The sequence below is a fragment of the Radiobacillus sp. PE A8.2 genome (assembly GCF_045635475.1).
In the GTDB taxonomy this organism is placed as follows: domain Bacteria; phylum Bacillota; class Bacilli; order Bacillales; family Amphibacillaceae; genus JBJGXI01.
This window is the reverse complement of sequence record NZ_JBJGXI010000037.1, coordinates 1-19716: the sequence shown is the minus strand read 5'-3', so window position 1 is coordinate 19716 and position 19716 is coordinate 1. Positions and strand designations below refer to the sequence as shown.

Annotated in this window: 20 protein-coding genes; 6 read left to right on the top strand and 14 right to left on the bottom strand. The window is 37.6% G+C overall.

Annotated features, from left to right (window positions below; translation table 11 throughout):
- Window positions 1–107 precede the first annotated feature (107 nt).
- The gene (hemE, locus tag ACI6MV_RS17620) at window positions 108–1139 is read right to left on the bottom strand and encodes a uroporphyrinogen decarboxylase (RefSeq protein WP_407271644.1); all 1032 of its coding nucleotides are present in this window, start codon (window positions 1137–1139) and stop codon (window positions 108–110) included.
- A 171-nt stretch (window positions 1140–1310) separates the two neighbouring features.
- On the bottom strand, window positions 1311–3476 hold the full coding sequence (locus tag ACI6MV_RS17615) for a transglycosylase domain-containing protein (RefSeq protein WP_407271643.1): 2166 nt from the start codon (window positions 3474–3476) through the stop codon (window positions 1311–1313).
- Between the two features lie 223 nt (window positions 3477–3699).
- Between ACI6MV_RS17615 and ACI6MV_RS17610 the strand changes: the two genes are divergently transcribed.
- Window positions 3700–4200, top strand: coding sequence for an antibiotic biosynthesis monooxygenase family protein (locus tag ACI6MV_RS17610; RefSeq protein WP_407271642.1), 501 nt, complete (start codon window positions 3700–3702; stop codon window positions 4198–4200).
- 55 nt (window positions 4201–4255) lie between these two features.
- Here the strand turns inward: ACI6MV_RS17610 and ACI6MV_RS17605 are convergent, their stop codons facing one another.
- The 6 genes from ACI6MV_RS17605 to ACI6MV_RS17580 all read right to left on the bottom strand — a co-directional run bounded on the left by ACI6MV_RS17605 (window position 4256) and on the right by ACI6MV_RS17580 (window position 9095).
- The gene (locus tag ACI6MV_RS17605) at window positions 4256–4666 is read right to left on the bottom strand and encodes a thioredoxin family protein (RefSeq protein WP_407271641.1); all 411 of its coding nucleotides are present in this window, start codon (window positions 4664–4666) and stop codon (window positions 4256–4258) included.
- Window positions 4663–5097, bottom strand: a complete 435-nt coding sequence (locus ACI6MV_RS17600; protein ID WP_407271640.1) for a disulfide oxidoreductase — start codon at window positions 5095–5097, stop codon at window positions 4663–4665. The genes ACI6MV_RS17605 and ACI6MV_RS17600 overlap by 4 nt, the downstream gene beginning before the upstream one ends.
- A gap of 594 nt (window positions 5098–5691) precedes the next feature.
- On the bottom strand, window positions 5692–6324 hold the full coding sequence (locus ACI6MV_RS17595) for a response regulator (protein ID WP_407271639.1): 633 nt from the start codon (window positions 6322–6324) through the stop codon (window positions 5692–5694).
- Window positions 6325–6351: 27 nt separating this feature from the next.
- Window positions 6352–7389, bottom strand: a complete 1038-nt coding sequence (locus tag ACI6MV_RS17590) for a sensor histidine kinase (protein WP_407271638.1) — start codon at window positions 7387–7389, stop codon at window positions 6352–6354.
- A 12-nt stretch (window positions 7390–7401) separates the two neighbouring features.
- Window positions 7402–8175 carry a cell wall-active antibiotics response protein LiaF gene (liaF, locus tag ACI6MV_RS17585; RefSeq protein WP_407271637.1) on the bottom strand — a complete coding sequence of 258 codons (774 nt, stop codon included), beginning with the start codon at window positions 8173–8175 and terminating at the stop codon, window positions 7402–7404.
- Between the two features lie 254 nt (window positions 8176–8429).
- On the bottom strand, window positions 8430–9095 hold the full coding sequence (locus ACI6MV_RS17580; protein WP_407271636.1) for a phosphatase PAP2 family protein: 666 nt from the start codon (window positions 9093–9095) through the stop codon (window positions 8430–8432).
- 125 nt (window positions 9096–9220) lie between these two features.
- Between ACI6MV_RS17580 and ACI6MV_RS17575 the strand changes: the two genes are divergently transcribed.
- Both ACI6MV_RS17575 and ACI6MV_RS17570 read left to right on the top strand, forming a co-directional pair.
- The gene (locus ACI6MV_RS17575) at window positions 9221–9682 is read left to right on the top strand and encodes a ferritin-like domain-containing protein (RefSeq protein WP_407271635.1); all 462 of its coding nucleotides are present in this window, start codon (window positions 9221–9223) and stop codon (window positions 9680–9682) included.
- 124 nt (window positions 9683–9806) lie between these two features.
- A complete protein-coding gene (locus ACI6MV_RS17570) occupies window positions 9807–10973 on the top strand; it encodes a M20 metallopeptidase family protein (protein ID WP_407271634.1) in 1167 nt (388 codons plus the stop codon).
- Here the strand turns inward: ACI6MV_RS17570 and ACI6MV_RS17565 are convergent, their stop codons facing one another.
- The 3 genes from ACI6MV_RS17565 to ACI6MV_RS17555 are packed head-to-tail and all read right to left on the bottom strand — an operon-like array spanning window position 10974 to window position 13656.
- Complete coding sequence (locus tag ACI6MV_RS17565; RefSeq protein ID WP_407271633.1) at window positions 10974–11690, bottom strand: EcsC family protein; 717 nt, start codon at window positions 11688–11690, stop codon at window positions 10974–10976.
- Window positions 11691–11705: 15 nt separating this feature from the next.
- Complete coding sequence (locus ACI6MV_RS17560) at window positions 11706–12920, bottom strand: ABC transporter permease (protein ID WP_407271632.1); 1215 nt, start codon at window positions 12918–12920, stop codon at window positions 11706–11708.
- The gene (locus tag ACI6MV_RS17555) at window positions 12913–13656 is read right to left on the bottom strand and encodes an ABC transporter ATP-binding protein (protein ID WP_407271631.1); all 744 of its coding nucleotides are present in this window, start codon (window positions 13654–13656) and stop codon (window positions 12913–12915) included. Before ACI6MV_RS17555 ends, ACI6MV_RS17560 begins: the two co-directional genes overlap by 8 nt.
- A 651-nt stretch (window positions 13657–14307) precedes the next feature.
- Between ACI6MV_RS17555 and ACI6MV_RS17550 the strand changes: the two genes are divergently transcribed.
- Both ACI6MV_RS17550 and ACI6MV_RS17545 read left to right on the top strand, forming a co-directional pair.
- Window positions 14308–14736: an HIT family protein gene (locus ACI6MV_RS17550; RefSeq protein ID WP_407271630.1), complete on the top strand. Its 429-nt coding sequence runs from the start codon at window positions 14308–14310 to the stop codon at window positions 14734–14736.
- 136 nt (window positions 14737–14872) lie between these two features.
- Window positions 14873–15232, top strand: coding sequence for a YtxH domain-containing protein (locus ACI6MV_RS17545; RefSeq protein ID WP_407271629.1), 360 nt, complete (start codon window positions 14873–14875; stop codon window positions 15230–15232).
- Window positions 15233–15682: 450 nt separating this feature from the next.
- Here ACI6MV_RS17545 and ACI6MV_RS17540 read toward each other — a convergent pair whose 3' ends face one another.
- The 3 genes from ACI6MV_RS17540 to ACI6MV_RS17530 form a co-directional block, all read right to left on the bottom strand.
- Complete coding sequence (locus ACI6MV_RS17540; RefSeq protein ID WP_407271628.1) at window positions 15683–16549, bottom strand: glycine betaine ABC transporter substrate-binding protein; 867 nt, start codon at window positions 16547–16549, stop codon at window positions 15683–15685.
- Window positions 16550–16630: 81 nt separating this feature from the next.
- Complete coding sequence (locus tag ACI6MV_RS17535; protein WP_407271627.1) at window positions 16631–17500, bottom strand: ABC transporter permease; 870 nt, start codon at window positions 17498–17500, stop codon at window positions 16631–16633.
- A complete protein-coding gene (locus ACI6MV_RS17530) occupies window positions 17493–18692 on the bottom strand; it encodes a quaternary amine ABC transporter ATP-binding protein (protein WP_407271682.1) in 1200 nt (399 codons plus the stop codon). The genes ACI6MV_RS17535 and ACI6MV_RS17530 overlap by 8 nt, the downstream gene beginning before the upstream one ends.
- A 344-nt stretch (window positions 18693–19036) precedes the next feature.
- Here ACI6MV_RS17530 and ACI6MV_RS17525 point away from each other — a divergent pair, with 344 nt between their 5' ends.
- Window positions 19037–19537, top strand: a complete 501-nt coding sequence (locus ACI6MV_RS17525; RefSeq protein ID WP_407271626.1) for a GbsR/MarR family transcriptional regulator — start codon at window positions 19037–19039, stop codon at window positions 19535–19537.
- Window positions 19538–19716: the final 179 nt, after the last annotated feature.

Below are 19716 nucleotides of genomic sequence, written 5' to 3'. Positions count from 1 at the left end.
AATTTCATAAATACCTTATTCAGCCATCTGCATCCGACTATGTGTGGATGCGGATAACTAGAGATCACTATTATGATATTGACAGAAATATGTAATTTGAAAATTGACTAACCTGAATATGTGTGAATTAATTGTGTTAATTTTTTCAATGTTTCAGGATTGATTTCCGGTGTAACGCCATGCCCTAAATTAAACACATGCGGACCGTGCATTTGTCCTTCGTCTAGAATTGCTTTCGTACGATATTCGATTGTCTTCCAATCAGATAATAAAATAGCTGGGTCTAGGTTACCTTGCAATGTTTTGGAAATTCCCAAATCTCTGGCCTCGGTAATCGACATGCGCCAATCTAGTCCGATCACATCAACAGGAAGATCATTCCATTCTAATATCAAATGCCTCGCACCAACGCCGAAGATAATAAGCGGTACGTTAAGCACTCTTAATTCACTAAATATACGCTGCATCACTGGTTTAATATACTCACGGTAATCGGCCGCGTTTAGCGTACCAACCCAAGAATCGAAAATCTGAATTGCTTTTGCACCAGATTGAACTTGTGCAGTTACATAAGCAATCGTCATATCTGCTAACTTGTCCATTAAAGCAAACCATGTTTTCGGATCGCTATACATCATTGCTTTGGTTTTATGATAATTTTTCGAAGGTCCACCTTCAATCATATAACTCGCAATCGTAAATGGTGCACCACTGAACCCAATTAAAGGAACATCTAATTGCTCCTCCGACAACAACCGAATTGTTTCTAAGACGTATGGCACATCAGATTGCGGATCAATCGTACCTAGTTTTTCGACATCAGCTAGAGATCGAATCGGGTTATCAATGACTGGCCCAATCCCTGACTTAATCTCAACATCGACACCGATTGCGGGTAATGGTGACATGATATCCTTATACAAAATGGCTGCATCAACCCCATAATGTTCGACAGGTAATCTTGTAACATACGCACACAACTCAGGTTGACGTGTAATTTCAAACAATGAATATTTCTCTTTTATTTCTCGATATTCTTTCTGAGAACGACCAGCCTGGCGCATATACCAAGCCGGTGTATAGTCGGTTTTCTCTCCTCGAAAAGCTCTGAGGATTGTATCATTTATTTGTCTTGTCATTCGCTCACACCTCGTTCATATTTCCATTAAATACTATACGCTTATTAACTACTGATGTATAGAAATTGTAGGGATTTGTCACTAAATTGTACTAATTCTAAATAAATAAGTCTTTTAAAATTTTACCTTAAATGCCTCTCTTTGTTCTAGTATTATGCTTAGATTAAATTTTTAACGGGTTAAAGATAAAACAACAGCATTAGAAGGTGTTCCTTGTTGTTTTGTAATCGGATCATATGGAACAACATAATACGTGTTTTCCTGAAATACATTGACTCGACTTATGGTGTAGCTACTCTCACCAGTAACTTGACCTAATTCGATATCTCCCGTATCGGTTTTTTGGAAAATTTGATAGACAATGCGATTGTCACTTCCTGCAGTCCAAGTTAATTCTCCACGTACAAGTGGCAGTCCGCCTAGCTTAAACTTGACTTCTAGATCAGAGATAACCGGTAATTCAATCGGCTCCGGAAGCTCTTCTACATTTGCAGGTTTTTCAAATGCAGTTGGCATTGCTTCCTGCTTTCCCAATTCACTTAAAATCCGCTTTGTCAGCACTGTTGGCGCACTACTTCCTTTTGTTAAGTAATGTGCTTCATCTGAATAATCGTATCCCATCCAAAGTGCACTAACATAGTTAGGTGTGAAGCCAACAAACCAAGCATCCTTGATTCCGCCTGAAACACGAGGATGTTGTGTTGTACCTGTTTTTCCTGCTAGAGCACCTGCAAAATCACCAGTTTCAGCGGTCCCGCTATCGACAACACTTTCTAACATTCGTAGTGAGTTCCATGCTACCTGCGGTGAAAAAACTTGCTCTCTTTGAGGGTCTGCCTCAACAATAACTTGATTGTTACGATCATAAATGCGTGTAATTGTATGCGCATCAATCCATTCCCCATCGTGAATGAACGTACGATAGCCCTCTGCAAGTTGAACCGGTGTTAAACCCTCTTCTAAACCTCCTAATGCTATTGCTAAGCCATTGTCTGGTATAGTCATATCCATTTTACTTAAATAATCCTTTGCATATGGTACACCTATTTGATCCAGTAGCCAAACCGCTGGTGCGTTTTTTGATTGACGGATGGCATCGTACATCGTGACGTTACCACTATAAACGCCGTCTACGTTTTTAATTGAATAGCCATCATAGTCGCGCTGATCATCCGGCATTATCGAATATGGCTGATATTCATCCAACATCATCGCTGGTCCATAAACAGCAAGTGGCTTCATCGTTGAACCTGGCTGCCGTTTTACGAAGGCTCGGTTCAGCTCACCTGGAGCAAAGCTACGTCCTCCTATAATTGCCTCTAGTCCCCCTGTGTTTTGATCCATTAAAATAAAAGATGCCTCCACACCTTCTGTGGAACCATAATAGTATTCTTGTTTTTGCATTAATTGATAAGCTGTTTTTTGAGCTTTCTCATCTATGGTTGCAATAATACGGTAGCCCCCACGACGAATTTCTGAACGTGTTAACTGATAAGTTTCTTCCGCTTCAGTGACCACTGCATCGATATATGCACTTAGCCATGGCTTTTCCGCCTTTGTGGATAAATTTAAGCCAAGCGTCCTACCTTGTAATTCAAGCATTTCTTCAGTAGAAATCATATCCATACGGTTCATCTGCTGCAGCACAACATCTCTTCTTTGCTTTGCTTTATCCGGATAATTTACCGGTGTGTAATTATTCGGTGCTTTAGCCAGAGCAGCTAATAAAGCTGCTTCTGACACAGTAACATCCTCGATAGACTTACTAAAATAAAACTGACTTGCTGTTTCTACACCATAGTTTCCATGTGCAAAATATATCTCATTTAAGTAAAATTCTAAAATCTTATTTTTACTATAATGACGCTCCAAATAAATAGCCGCCATTACCTCTTTCGTCTTCCTCATCCATGTTTTATCATTTTGTAAGAACATGTTTTTAGCTAGCTGTTGGGTAATTGTACTAGCACCTTCTACTTTTCCCATTGCAGTAATGTCGCGATACAATGCTCGCATCACCGACGTAAAATCCACACCCGCGTGATCTCGGAATCGTTGATCTTCTATTGCAATAAACGCATCTTGTACGTGCACTGGGATTTGCTCAATCGTAACTGGTGTACGATTTTCATGGTAAAAGCTTGCTAATACGACTCCGTCTTCTGTTTCAATCGTCGATGTAGTATCAAATACAAATGCTTTCTCATCGACAATAAACCTTCCACCAAACAAAATTGTCACATACCCTAATAAACCTAGTAATATAGTAACCACTAGTGCGAAAACTAACCATTTTATATTTGAAGCCCAATTTGGTAAATATTTAAATAAGTTCATCTGTTTCCCCTCTTTATAACAACCTCTATAAGAACATTTCCACCCATTATTCGACAATATTTATTCATTATACGATAGTTGGTTTAGAACATAAAGCGTGTTAACCGTGATTACTTCAAATTAAGATCGTCTCCACATAAGATGGTTACTTGTAAAACTTGCATTTTGATTATGTCCATTGCTACACTTAAATTATTGAATTAAAACGAAATGAGGAATAAATATGAACGCATACCTGACTAGTGGAACGCTCGATTATTTACTTCAAGTAAGCAATGACAATCCCGGTGCCCACACATTTATCATGGGAGACGAAACGAACACCGTTGTTTATCACGAGAGTAAGCACGCTTCGATTTTTGCAGAACCCCGTGGATTTGAAATCATCGTCGAAAAAGGACAGTTGAAGGATTACGGTTTTGTAGTAATGAATAATATTCCTGTTACGGATGAAGGAAAACCGATATTTGAAACACAATTCAAACAAAGAGCCGGCCTAATCGAGGGGACACCTGGCTTCCATGCACTGCGTGTACTGCGACCAACAAGGGGCAATACATATGTCGTAATGGTGCAGTGGCAAGATAAACAAAGCTATGACAGTTGGAAAAACTCTGACTCCTTTCAAAAATCCCATGCTGGTAAAAACAAAAAGGAGAAACCACCTTATGCAGCTGGTCCCTCCTACGTTACATCGTACAAGATGATTGAACTAGATGAATAACTTCATAATACGTAAAAAGAATCGCACATATTTTCGTGCGATTCTTTTTTTACTATTAGTTTAAAACCTCATCTTCAAAAAAACTTCTGAAACTAGCTTCTGGCTGTGAACCACTTATTCGAGCAGCTTCTTCTCCATCTTCAAAATGAATGATTGTCGGCGTACCTTCAATATCATATTGCGCCCACGCTGCATCATATTCAAGCACATTAACTTTCTTCATATCGATTCCTAAGTCTTCAGTTAATGGAACCACAACAGGTGTGGTAACTTTACAATGCTCACAAGTTGGACTATAGAAGTATACAGTAACATCTTCTTCATTGTTAAGTGTATCAGATAAATCATCAAGAGAAATTTGATTTTGATAAAGCGGATCATTATTGTTCTGGTAGTTAACAACAAATGCTAAAGCAATAAACAAAACCAAAATAATACTTATAAAGATAATCATATTTTTCTTCATAAATTTTTACTCCTTTGCTTCAATAAGATTGTAGTATGCAAGCTAAATATTACGATGAAGGCGATCAGCGCTTGAAAAGGGATCGTTACAAAACCGAAAAAGTTCACATACTCCCCGTTACAAGGGACAATGCCACAAGAATTTCCAGCCTCACTTAAACTAGGTAGTTTTTGCACCAAATAATGATACATGGACACACATATGCCTATTCCGCTTAAGAATAATCCCGGTAATGCAAACCGAATATCTTTCTTCCATAAAGCTACACCGTAAATAACGACAAGTGGGTACATTAAAATACGTTGGTACCAGCATAGCTCACATGGGACAAAATGCATGATTTCAGAGTAAAACAAACTACCAAGCATCGCTATCAGACTTTGTGCCCAAATAATAAACAAAATAAATTCACTTCTACTATTATCATTCATAGCAAATCCCCTATCCGTTTTCCTTGTACTATTATACTAAGCAAGCTAGAAAATAAAAAGAGAAGAATCCTAGTTTCTAAATATTAGTTTAAAAAGCACTGAGGGTGAGTTAGTTTATTAAAGGATATTTGTTCTCCTAGGCTGTTTTCTAAAAGTTTTTGTTGTTACGCAAAATAGCTAAACTCCGACGTAGTGTTAAACAGACGCAATGGAGGAGGCATTGTACTGCGGTCGATGAGTCGATGACGGCCACCAGTGCGCTTATCTGTGACAAATGAGGCATTATTAGAATTGTGCGGCCACCAGCGCACTTATTTGGGTGAATTTGTTGTTTCAACGAGTTGATATCGGTAAATAAGTGCTGTGGTGGCCGTCAAATCATCGAAATTGAAAATTAAAACTAAATAAGCGCTTATATGGCCGCTCAATCCGGTTAGCCCCTTTGCTGTTGGTATAGCTAGACGCGTGAGCAAAAATCTCGAGCACTATGTCGCAGTTTAGATCAATTATGACGTGTAAAAACAACAAACTTTACGAAATGAGCGTGTTACAAGCAGTGCAAATAAATAGCCTCCTTACATAAGGAGGCTGTTCTTATTTTCGTATTATTCCATTTTTATGGGCATAAACAGCCGCCTGGGTTCGGTCATTCACACCAAGCTTGCTTAAAATATTACTCACGTGCGTCTTCACAGTCTTAATTCCAATAAATAATTTGTCCCCAATTTCTTGGTTCGTAAGACCATCACCGATACACATTAATACTTCTAGCTCTCGTTCTGTCAACTGCTCATGCGGTTTACTTGTTTGCTGACGAAAGCTGGTCATCATTTTACTTGCTACTTTTGGTTCAATCACGTTTTCACCTTTATATGCCTTTTGAATAGCGGTTACAATCTCAACTGCAGACGAGGTCTTTAACATATAACTAAATGCACCTGCCTCGAGTGCAGGAAAAACTTGTTCATCATCATAATAGCTTGTTAATATAATAATTTTACAATCTGGAAATTTTTCCATAATTTGTCTCGTTGCATCAATCCCTGTGCCATCTTCCATAATTAAATCCATGAGGACAACATCTGGTTTGGTCTCAAGTACAACTGCAGCACCTTTATTTCCGCTAGAGGCTTCTCCTACTACCTCAAGCTCAGGCTCTGTTTTCAAATAGGAAATGACGCCTTTACGAACAACATCATGATCATCTATTACGACGACTCGTATCAAGTTACCCACTCCTTTTCTCACTTAACTTTATAAGGGTATGCGAATATCGATATGTGTGCCCTCTCCTTGTTTTGAACGAACAGCAAAGGTTCCACCGATTTCTTCACTTCGTTCTCGCATCGTTTTTAATCCATACGATGTTTTTTTCTGTTGATCAGACTCGACATCAAAGCCTTTTCCATTATCAGCAATATGTACAAATAATTTATCGTTTCGGGTAATGATTTCTAATGTTACTTCTGTAGCATCTGCATGCCGTAATATATTTGACAGTGCTTCTTGAACAATGCGGAATACATGCTCCTCCGTCGATTGTGACAAATCTTCTACTTCTTCTAAGTTCATATGAAATTCTATCGAACACTTTTGCTTTAACTCTTCTACTAAATTATGTATCCCAATTTCTAAAGGTTCACCAGATAAATGCACAGGACGTAAGTGCAATAAAAGGGCGCGCATTTCCGTCTGTGCTTTTAATGCTGTTTCAGCTATTTCCTTGAGTTGTTCTTTGGCTTGTTCTTGATCTCTGTCAATTAATCTTAAGGAAGCTTGCGACATCATTGTTAACGCAAATAACTGTTGACTCACAGCATCATGTAAATCACGTGCCAGACGTTGCCGTTCTTCAATTGCAGCTGCTTTATGCGCAGATTGAGCATACTCGGCTTTTTCATCAGCTAACCGCTGCAATGATTTAACTTGGCTTTGCATTTTTTCACCTAAAGTATTTAATTCATTACCAACTCTTGCAATCTCGTCTTCTTCATTTTCGTAAATACGAGAAGAATAATTTCCACGGGATAACTGAGCAATCATAATCGATAAGTAATCCAGACGATCTTTCATATCTCCACTTGATTTGAAACCAACATAAATAGAGAAAATAAAGCCCAGAAAAATATAACTCCAAATAAATAAAAAGATGCTAGGTGTACTCAGCCATGCAGGGGCGAAAAGTACATGTATAGATAATATTATAGCCATTAATGTAACAGTTGTTAAGAACAATCCATATAAATGTGAACGAATATACGTATATCGAATTGTATTCAAACGTTTTAGCATATACTTTCCTCCCTATACTTTATCTACACGAATATCTCCAGCCTTAAGGCTCAAATAAATGTTAAGCTTTCTTGTTGCCGTTTCATAATCACGCGTTTCGTAAAAAATTTCTCTATTAATTCCATCGACGCGTTCACCGAATACAGCGATGTCTCCCGCTTTGACATGCGCTTCTACTCTAAAATCAACATTTTCAGGCATAAGAATCCGAATATCTCCAGCCCACCCTTGAATTTTGATTGGAATTTCTTTGTCAGGAATAAACGCTTTAGTAAAATCAATATGATAATCTCCTACAGCATTCCATAAATCCATTGGCTCTACTTTCCAATTAGGACTATTAAACTTGTGATCTCCAATCGCAAACTTTTGCTTGTTAGGATATGTTTTTGCTCCGTCAGAGTCATAGATAAATTGAAATTTAGGGTTCTTTTTACGATTTTTCTTATTCGTTGACGTGCTAAAAATACTAAACCCAACATAAACAATTAATAATGGCCATAGCTTATAAACATCCCAAAAACCAAACACCAAGATATCAAATCGATCCATTAATAGTAGCCCGCCGAATATAAGTAGAAACAATCCTGCCCATAGTCCCCAACGACCTGTAATCGCATCCCAAATTAACTTTAATCCTAGTAACACAAAAAATGTTGGATAGATATATAACCAAGCATCGTTAATCTCCCACGTTACTACACCTACATTTGCAAGCACTAAAGTAACTCCTAATAAAATAACAACAATGGCTGCAATATTTCGAAAAAATTGTCTGTTTTTCATAACAATCATCCTTTATCTATTAAGATATTTCATAAGTTAGAACATAACAACAATAAAAATACTAATAATTTCAAATACGTTCCTTTACGAACAAACGAATAGTAATACAAGAATAGCACGTGGTCTATGAGAGTTAAACAAAATTGTCCAATTTTGGCACGCAGAAATAACGTGTTACTAACAGCGGCTATTCTTTTTCTATAGTTTTATTATATATAAGAGATACATCGCTAGTAACGACCGTCGGAATGGTTTTATCTCCGCCTTGAGACCGAGAAAAAAGAGATTTTAATTTTAGATAATAGATGATAGATGCCAATCCAGGCAAATAAGAACAAAGCACCAAAACTGTATCCCGCAAGTACATCCGTTAAATAGTGGACCCGTATGACATATCTACTAAAACCAATTAATAATATCATGACAATCCCAATAACATTAATTACTATCGCTATTTGTTTAGATTTAGCGTGTTTTATTAAAAAATAGGTGAATAATCCGTAGGCAATTAAAGCTACCATGGCATGACCAGATGGAAAGCTATGACCGACTCCTTCTGCCTCAGCCAATATTCGTGGTCTCTCTCTCTCCACTAGTAACTTAATCCCATAATTAGCCAGGTAACCGGTGTACGTCCCAATAACAATTACACAAGCAGCTAAGCTATCCTTGTAATATAACCATAAAAATAAACCCATTACTAGACTAAACGGGGTTAAAAAGCTGCCAGATCCTAGCTCTGTTATCCAACGAAATAAACGAAAAATAAATGTGCCATCTACATGCTGTACGAATGGAGATGCCCACTGATCGAGTATAGGCATTTCCATTGTCATGACACGAATCGTTAGTAATGAACAGCTTGTTATAGCTAAGCTTAAAATAGATCCATAAAAATATTGGCTATACTTTCGGTTCATATTAATACCTCCATAAAAACGTACATATTGGCATTTATTATTAATCTCGTTTAAGAACATTGTGACAGGGTAATGTATATATAGAAACAGTTAAAATATAATTTTTTTAGAAAGGGCGATTTTAAATGGCAGACAATGTACGTAACATTAAGAATGATAGTGAATTAAAAAATCTAATTGATGGATTAAACGAAGATTTAGCTAATGAGTATGCTGCAACAATTATGTATACCTATAATGCTTCTGTAGTATCGGGATTATACCGTTCGGTACTTAAACCATTTTTTGAAAGCGAAATTAATGACGAAATTGGTCACGCGCTTTATTTATCAGATAAAATTAAGACTTTAGGTGGTACACCAACAACTACACCTGCAAAGGTAAAACAACATACCGATGTAAAAGATATGTTAGAGGACGCTTGGAAGGCTGAAGCAGATACCGTTGAGCGATATGAGCAACGTAAGAAGCAGGCAGAAGGGTTAGGACTTACAGCACTAGTTGTCCAACTTGAGGATATGATTGCAGATGAAACGAATCACAAAGAAGAAATACAACGGCTTTTAGCCGATAAATCTTTTAAATAATTAGGAAAGGTCTTCTGTTAATACAGGAGGCCTTTTTGTTAACAATTTAGAAGTTCTCAAATCCGATTTACTTATATTCCTATGTTATAATGTAGAGAAAATGCTCATCAAGGAGGATCTTGTTTTGTGGAATAAGCTTATCGACTCAATAGACAATTACTATGATGAAATGGTTTCTATTCGTAGATATTTACATCAATACCCAGAAGTTTCTTTTAAAGAAGAAAAAACAGCAAAATATATTGCAGATACATATGAAAAGTTAGGTATCCCTTATCAAACAAATGTTGGCGGTAACGGGGTTGTTGCCACACTTACAGGCGGAAAACCAGGTAAAAAAATTGCTTTTCGCGCTGATTTTGACGCCTTACCTATCCAAGAGGAAAATGACGTTCCATATAAATCAAAAATAGCGGGTGTCATGCACGCCTGTGGACACGATGGTCATACGGCGACACTGTTGACTTTTGCAAAGGCTATGAAACAGCAACAGGAAAAATTGCCTGGAACGATTGTGTTTGTTCATCAGCACGCTGAAGAATATTCTCCAGGCGGAGCAAAGCCACTCATCGAAACAGGAATATTAGACGATGTTGATGCCGTATATGGCACACACTTATGGTCGAACACGCCTTTCGGTACCGTGCAAACGGCAAGTAATGAATTTATGGCTGGAGCAGATCGTTTTACGATTACAATCCAAGGTAAAGGTGGACATGGTGCGATGCCACACCAAACGAAAGATGCGATCGTAATTGCATCTCAAGTTGTGTCCAACCTACAACAAATTGTTAGCAGACGCATTGATCCATTACACACTGCGGTTGTTACCGTAGGCACCTTTCACGCTGGCAATACGTTTAACATTATTGCAGACTCAGCAACAATTACCGGCACGGTCCGTACATTTGACAAACAACTTCAAGAGCAAATCATTAAGGAAATAGAGCAAATCACGAAGGGAACTTGCATTTCTTTTGATGCAACTTATGATTACAATTATGAAAAAGGTTACCCACCCGTAGTTAATCATCCCAACGAGGCAGCTATCGTATTGCAAGCAGCAGATCAAGTGGATGGACAAACAGTAGAGGAGGTTGTTCCTAGTATGACTGGTGAGGATTTCTCCTATTATTTACTAGAAAAGCCTGGTGCCTTTTTCTTTACTGGTGCACAAAAAGAAGATCATTTCTACCCACATCATCATCCGAAATTTGATATCGATGAGCGTGCAATGGCCTTGGCAGCCAAAACCTTTATTAAAATTTATCAGTCCTATCACAGCAACTAACTATGTGAGCATACGGAGACGGTAAACATTGATTGCCGTCTCGCTTAATTGCTCCATAAACCGTTTATTCGCTATAGCTCCAACAATCGCACCTAATCCTGGTATAAGCTGTAGCATTTTCACAAGATCAATCGTATCACGGTATTCAAGCTGTAACGTTTTCCAATCTACCTCACGTAAAACTTCTTTTTCACTTTCCCACTCAGAAAGAATTTTCCACACATCACTGCGTTTTACATCGCTCGAAAAAGCTAATAAAAAGATATGCAACAAATACATACGTTCCTCGTAGCTCTTTACATCAAAGCCATATATCTGCCCTACATCAAAAAGGAATTTCATTTTAATACTTAGCAGCAATGGAAAATCAGCCAAGCCAAGCATGATACCTCCTGCCCCAGTGCCTGCTCCCTCCAGCATTGCTGTCTGCTTATATTGCTTTAACCGTTTCTGGATATAAGCTTCTCGTTCTTGTAAAGTCCAGTTCACATCCACTTCAATTGGATGTATGTATGCCGAGGATGTTAACGATAACTGAATCATTTTCTTGATGCTTTCTGTTACTACATTGTGAATTTTTTCGGGTATTCGATCGTTAATCTTTGTTTGAATATTCTTTGACGTTCGTTGCATAATCGATGATTTCTTTTGTAAGGATCGCTCAAATCGCTTTGCATCCTGTAGTGCACGTACTTCATAGGATAACTGTTCCATCATTCAAGGCTCTCCTTTTCATGTCATTTTCCTCGCCACATAGCCTTGAATAAACGAAAGACTAAACAACGTTCCACCAATCCATACGATTACTAAACCTAATACGTTCCCTAAAAATAAAAACAATAAGCCAAATAAAAATACTTGTACGATCATTAATCGAAGCAACCATGTCTTTAAGGCTTTTTTTCGCCACTCAATTTTAGTCGGATAAATGTCCAACCATATAATCGTCCGATGATGCTGCCACATCGTCATCAATTGAAAAGCACTTAGGTAGATAAATAAGATGCTAAAAATAATTTTTATCCAAAAGTTAGGAACGTAATAAATACAAAGCCCACCAATGATCAACAATCGCATGTATATTCCCAGGTAATCTCCGCTTCGGGCAGTAGTTATACGATATAAATAATTAAATGTATATTCCTGCTTGAACGGTACAGCACTTACAAACAATCTTACTAACCAGTGACGCTTTTTCACCTCATTTTTCAAGTGTGGAACATCAGTGAATAGATTAGCAATGCGGTAAAAGGCGCGCATACTATTGCGATCGTTTTCTACTAATACATCCCACGCAACACCCGCTTTTTGACTAGCTAAGTACCAGTCGAATATTGTTAAACCAAAAAGCGTTATTGTTATGATCGTCGCTAATAACATTTCCGTTTGCAAGAAAAAATAAAAAGCTGTAATGGCCAGTAATAGTCGTATTATTTGATCCATCAACCTCGTAGTGTTTTGTCTGAGCTTCGAAACCCACCAGTTCGCTAACAAACTCCATAATTTAAATATGAGCAAAATACAGAGTAACATAAAATACTCTCTAGTTGTTTGCAGTGGAAATGCTGCGAAGTACAAAGGTGCTAAGGCAGCCCCTACTAGCAGTACAATATAAAGCTGCGTACAAAAGCTGTAAACAAGTGCATATCGAAAATAAGTACCCATTTTATGCTCAGCAGGCAGCAGAAATACCAAATCCGGTTCCTTGAGCAACGTTCTAATTGGGCTATAACTGCCGGTTAAACCAAACACAACTGCGATTACGAATGCAGAAGGAAAAGCATCTGGAAGCTCCTCTAGCCATGCTTGATAAAAATAGGACATTGCGGAAATGATAAATAACAAAGCAATTACAAAGTGACCGGTAAACATATAACGCAAATAACGACTTAATTCTATAAAATGGGAAGAAAGACGATTTCTAAACAACTCTCCTGCATTAAACATGGCTATCTTCCCTCGTTAATTGGATGTATAAATCATCTAATGTTGCACCTGGCATATTGAAATGTTGTCTTAATTCAACTAATGTTCCTAAAGCGCGTATGTTTCCGTCATGCAAAATTACAAAGCGATCACAATATCTTTCTGCGGTTGCTAGAATGTGCGTTGACATTAAAACACCCGCTCCCTTTGCTTTCATGCTATCCATCCACTGAAGGTAAGATTGAATTCCTAATGGGTCCAAACCAACGAATGGCTCATCAACTATGTATAACGGAGGCTCGACAAGAAAGGCACACATAATCATAACCTTTTGCCGCATTCCTTTAGAAAAATGAGTAGGAAACCATTTTAGTCTTTTTTCTAATCGAAACTCCTTTAACAATGGCTGCAAGCGTTGTTTAAAAACTTGTTCTGGGATGTTATAAGCCATAGCTGTTAAGCGTAGATGTTCATACAAAGTAAGCTCTTCATACAACAATGGCATTTCCGGAATGTATGCAAATTGGTTACGATACGATTCTGGTGATTCTTGAAATGTCTTTCCTTTAATTGAAATCTCGCCTTTCTTAGCTTGCATAAGACCAATAATATGTTTAATTGTTGTGCTTTTGCCTGCACCATTCAAACCAATCAAACCGACAATTTCACCTGGATTAATATCAAAAGAAATTCCGTGCAAAACATTTTTATGTGTATATCCACCTTGTAGGTGTTCAATATGTAATAATGGATTCAATTTTATTGTCTCCCTCCTAATCATGCTTCCGCAGTTAACTGATTCAAATTTTATCACTTTTAACCTAGATTTGCCAAAAGATTATAATGACTTAGGTATTTCGTTAACTGATTCAGCTTTATATTTACCTTATTAGTCTTTTGCAACATCAAATAGTTTGGAGCCAACACCTTGTTGTTTGTTTGGCATAAAATAAAATCAGTATTATGATATTGGATCGAACTATTGTCTACTTTTTTAAAAATTGTTGGTTACATTTGTATAGATTTTGGATGAAAGAGACACAATAGAATCGAAGGAGTTAGGATTTATTTTCACGACCATAATTAGTGGAACAACCACGAAATGAGGTGTCGGTGAAAGACAATTCATCTATGTACCCTATTCGTTTATCTAAGCAACCACTTTATAAATGAGGTGTTGACGAAAGGTATTCAACTTGAAATAGACAGAATCACTCCCCTGGTTCACTAAACAAGTTCAATTAGATGCTTCCTTCTCCTTCAAACAACGGGTTGTCCCAGCAGAAAAAAATCTCCAGATTTTCTTCTGCTACGGGATTAACCCGTTTGTTTTATGTCTAATTCCTTTACACTATACCTATTCATTTATACAATAAATATAAGGAAAGAATTTAAAAGGAGTGATTGGATGAGTCAGACAGATTGCATATTTTGTAAAATAATCTCAGGAGAAATTCCATCTGCTAAAATCTATGAGGACGAGCATGTGTATGCTTTTCTAGATATAAGCCAGGTGACGAAAGGGCACACCCTACTAATTCCTAAAACACATACGAAAAACATTTATGAAACACCTGCAGAGATTGCTAAAGAATTATTTGATCGCGTACCAAAAATCGCAAATGCAATTAAGCAAGCATACGAGCCAATCGGTTTAAATATTATTAGTAATAATGAGGAACCTGCAGGACAATCCGTTTTCCACTTACATATTCATTTAATCCCACGTTATGGGAAAGGTGACGGTTTTGGTGCGGTTTGGAAAACAAATACCGATCAATATACGCAGCAAGAATTAAACCAAATCGCTGGTGACATTAGTAGTAAAGTAAGTTAAATTTTTAATCCTCTGGTTTTAATCTGGGGATTTTTTGTAAAAACACAATATAATATGTCAATTATTAAAATATTGTAGGTTTTATCCCTATGATATTAGAGAAAATAGTATAATAAGAAGGAAAGGAGTGTAAGCGATGGCAAATGGAAAATCCTTACTCATCGGTTTTTTGTTCGGAGGGACAATTAGTGCAGCCGCTACGTTACTAAGCACCCCTAGATCTGGAAAAGAGTTAAGACAAGATGCAATGACCAAAGGTGAAGATTTCTTGCATACGGTAGACAAATTAAAGTTACAAGGTACACAGCTAAAAGAACAGATCACCCAAACGTCAAAAGAAGGCGCAGCGCTAGTTAAAGATTTGACTGCAGATATGATAACTTCAATCGAAAGCTGGAAACAAACGATTGAACCACATCAAAAAAACATCCAAAAATATTTAGAGCAAATTGAAAAAAGCTTGAAGGAATTAGAAGACAAAACAAGCGAACGGTAAAATTAAAACCCCCAGCCATTAATGGCTGGGGGTTTTGTTTAATCAAGAATTGAAGTAAACTCCGTGGTAGTTTGGCGAGTGCTTGACCTGCTCCGGAAATGCCCTTCGCTTTCCGCGGGGGGCTAGTGAGCCTCCTCGCGCCTTCGCGCTGCGGGGTCTCACTTACGCCGCTAGTCCCGCAGGAGTCGAAGGACATTTCCTCCGCTGTTAGCTGATTGCTCCTTACGTCGGGTGATTGGAGCTCCAGGCAGTCGACTCGACTCCTGCGGGACAGCGCGAGCTGAAGATCCACTCAGAAGCGCTCTTTGCTTCTGAGTTAGCTGAAGCCGTGCCCGCGGAAAGTGACTGCCTGGAGCGGAAATCACGAGCACTACGTTACGACGTAGTTTAGCTATTATCCGTAATAAAAAAGAAACGACCTGCCCGGAGGCAAGTCGTTTCTAATCTTTATTATTCTACACCAGCAATCCATTCATCTACTTTATCTTGGTTTGCTTCTACCCAAGTTGCTGCTGCTTCTTCTGGAGTAGCTCCATTAGAAATATCAAGCATTACAGATTCCATATCAGCAGGTGTCCAGTTGAACTGATCAAGAATAGTATACGCGTCTGGGCTATCTTCTTCTAGTCCTTCGCGCACCATTGTTTCAATAGTTTCAGCTCCACCAAATGTACCTTCAGGATCTTCTAAATACTTAAGATCATATTTAGCGAATTTCCAGTGTGGTGTCCAACCTGTAACAACAATTGGTTCTTCGTTATCAATTGCTTCACCTAATGCAGTAGCCATTGCACCACTAGAAGATGTTTGTACTTCCCATCCATCTAAGCTGTAATCAGTTAGTGCTTGTTCAGCAGCTCCGACAACACCAGAACCTGCTTCGATACCAGTAATTGTGCTATCGAATTCTTCTGAATAATCAGCAAGATCTCCAATAGTAGTCGCTTCTACATAAGTAGGTACGACTAAACCAATTTTTGCACCTTCAAGGTTTGGTCCTAATTCAACAACGTCCCCACTAAATTGCTCATATTGAGAAGCGTGTGTACCAGGTAACCAAGCAGCTACCATACCATCTGCTTCACCATCAGCAACAGCCTGCCACATTGCAGTGTTATCAATTGGTGTTAATTCTACATCAAAGCCTTGTGACTCTAATACATTTCCAATTACGTGCGTGGAAGCAACCTCAGAATCCCACTCAACGTAAACCAATTCAAGTTCCTGTGTTTCATCACCACCACCACAAGCAGCAAGTGCTAGTGATAATACCAATACGGCAGCTAAGCCTAAATGTTTCCAACTAAGTTTAAACATAATACTAAAAAACTCCCCTCATATTTTTAAATATATATGGTCAACTTTTCACTATGAAAAGTATCCAACAATCATTAAATATTACTTCTTGTTTATATTTTGTGTGAATCTATCTATAATTATAGCCAGAATTACGATACCCATACCTGCAACAAATCCTGGTCCTACTGTTGCTCTTTGCAATGCTGACAATACTTCTCTTCCTAAACCAGGTGCACCAATCATCGATGCGATAACAACCATCGATAGAGATAACATTACTGTCTGGTTAATACCGGCCATAATGGTACTTTTGGCCATTGGTAATTCTACTTTGAAAAGCTTTTGTGATCCAGTACTACCAAAAGCATCCGAAGCTTCAACAAGCTCCTTAGATACTTGCCTGATACCTAAATTCGTAAAACGAACGGTTGGCGGTGTGGCAAAGATTAACGATGCAAAGATACCTGGAACCATCCCGATACCAAGGAACAAAACAGCTGGTAATAAGTATACGAAAGCTGGCATCGTCTGCATGAAGTCCAGTATAGGAGTAATGATACTTTCGGCAAGCTTACTCTTAGACATTAGAATCCCGACTGGAACCCCAATAATCACCGATAAAATACTGGATACCAATACTAATGAGAAGGTAAACATTAAATCTTCCCACAATCCTTGGTTATAAATAAACCACAATCCGATAATAGAGAATATTGGTAATCCAATACGTTTTCCACTTATAAAAAATGCAAGAACAGCGACAATTATAATAAGAATAAGCGCTGGAATTTCAGCGAGCATTTCTGCTGTCCAGTCCATAAAGTCACCAAACTGGTTTTTTATCGGATCAAAGAAAAAAGCAAATGTATCTTGAAGCCAGTCGGTAAAGTCATTTACCCAAGTAGCAAGCGGTATCTCCGGAATAAAATCAAGAATTGCATTTAGGAAATTTGTAATAGAATTAAGCATTTTCTATATTCACCTCACCTTCACCTGCTAAGGCAGCTATTACTGCGCCTCGAACAATAATTCCTAATAACTTGCCGTCCTCTACAACAGCAATAGGGACTGGTGAATTGTGTATTACTTCGAAAATATCATGCATCGAAGTATCCTTTGTCACTGTTGGTACATCTGTTTTTAAAATTTGATTAATATCACGTATTTCATTTTTACGAGCTTCGGAAGCATCATCAGCTGTAACGTAACCTTTTAAGTTTCGCTTACCATCTGTTACATAGATACTGGACAATCCTTCTTCTTTCATTCGTTCTAATGCAACTCTTGGACCATGCTTCTCTACATTTATTGTTTCTGGACGTTTCATAATGTTTTCAGCAGTAAGTACCTTAGAACGATCCACATCCTCAACGAACTTCTCTACATAATCATTAGCAGGATTAACGAGAATATCTTCTGGTGTACCGATTTGAACGATATTACCATCTTTCATTAATGCAATCCTATCACCAATGCGGAGTGCTTCATCCAAATCATGTGTAATAAAGATAATTGTCTTTTTCATGCTTTCTTGTAATTCTAATAATTCGTCCTGCATATCTTTACGGATCAACGGATCTAATGCCGAGAATGCTTCATCCATTAAAAGAACTTCCGGGTCATTAGCCAACGCTCGTGCTAATCCAACACGTTGCTGCATTCCGCCCGATAATTGCGAAGGATATTGATGAATATAATTCCCTAAACCGACTAATTCTAGTGATTCTTTAGCCTTTTTACTTCTTTGCTCCTGTTCAATCCCTTGTATTTCCAAGCCAAACTCAGCATTTTCTAGGATTGTACGGTGTGGAAATAGTGCAAAACGCTGAAACACCATACTTAATTTTTGACGGCGGACACGACGAAGATTTTGTTTGTCCATCTTTGCTAAATTCTCACCATCAACAAACACACTACCTTCAGTTGGTTCGATTAACCTGTTAATCAGGCGGACTAATGTAGATTTACCACTACCCGATAATCCCATTATTACAAAGACTTCACCTTCTTCTACTTCAAAGGAAGCGCGGTTAACCCCTACTGTACAGCCTGTTTCTTTTAAAATTTCATCCTTTGTTCTTCCCTCGTCTAATAAAGCGAGAGCATCATTTACATTCTTACCGAAAACTTTAGATAAATTTTCAACTTTTATGATCGGCAATACATACACCTCTTTCTTTCTTAACTGTAAAACATCTATCCATACCTTTTTGTTATTATAGCTAAACACCAAAATAATATTTATCAATTCATAAATTCAAAATGTATGTGATATCGGACAAATCATCTACCTCTAATACTATATACTCTTTTGATCATAAAGTTCAAACGATAAAAACGATTAGTTTTGTTTAAATTTTTCATACAGTTTGTATTGTACGAACTTTATATCACTTTATCTTTAAATTACTCCTATTTCCTCTTGATTACTCTAATCTATCTAATTTCCAATCTTTCTTTAATTAGTGTAGGCTTTAGTTAAGGGCGGTTTGAGGGAGGAATTCCATGTCTGAAAACCAATTAGACCATATTAACCAATTGATTATTTCAGAATTTGCAAAAACTGTAGAAATGTTTGATTTAAATTCTTCCGAAGCAAGGCTTTTCGCTATTCTTTATATAGAAGGAGAACCGATGACTTTAGATCAAATGAGTGAAGCACTAGGCAAAAGTAAAACTTCAATCAGTACTGGTATTCGAAGTCTATTAGAGTTAAATCTTGTCGAACGAGTTTGGAAAAAAGGCGAGCGTAAAGATTTATATCGAGCCGATGAGAATTTGTACAAGAAATTCATGAATGCTTTTATTCATAAATGGCTAGATGCCGCAAATCGTCAAAAAAATTCACTTGAAGAGATCGAGTCAATTTTAGAAGAAAGTACTTTCAATGAAAAAGACTCCAAAGAAGAAGTGGACGAATTATTCGGACGACTAAAGAAAATGATAGCGTTCCATCAATTGATACAAGAAGCCTTCACAGAAATTAAACCGAAAAAATCCACTTAGAAAAATGATAGACAGCAAAAGGAAGGCAGTGGCCCTTCCTTTTTTTCTGTCTATTCTTTCCTCATATATAAGCAAACTGCCCATCCGAAATATTTTTTTCTACATACAAATAATTAATAATTGATTACTTATACACATGTTGATACTACTGGGATAGAACTAGCATTAAGTTGTTTAAT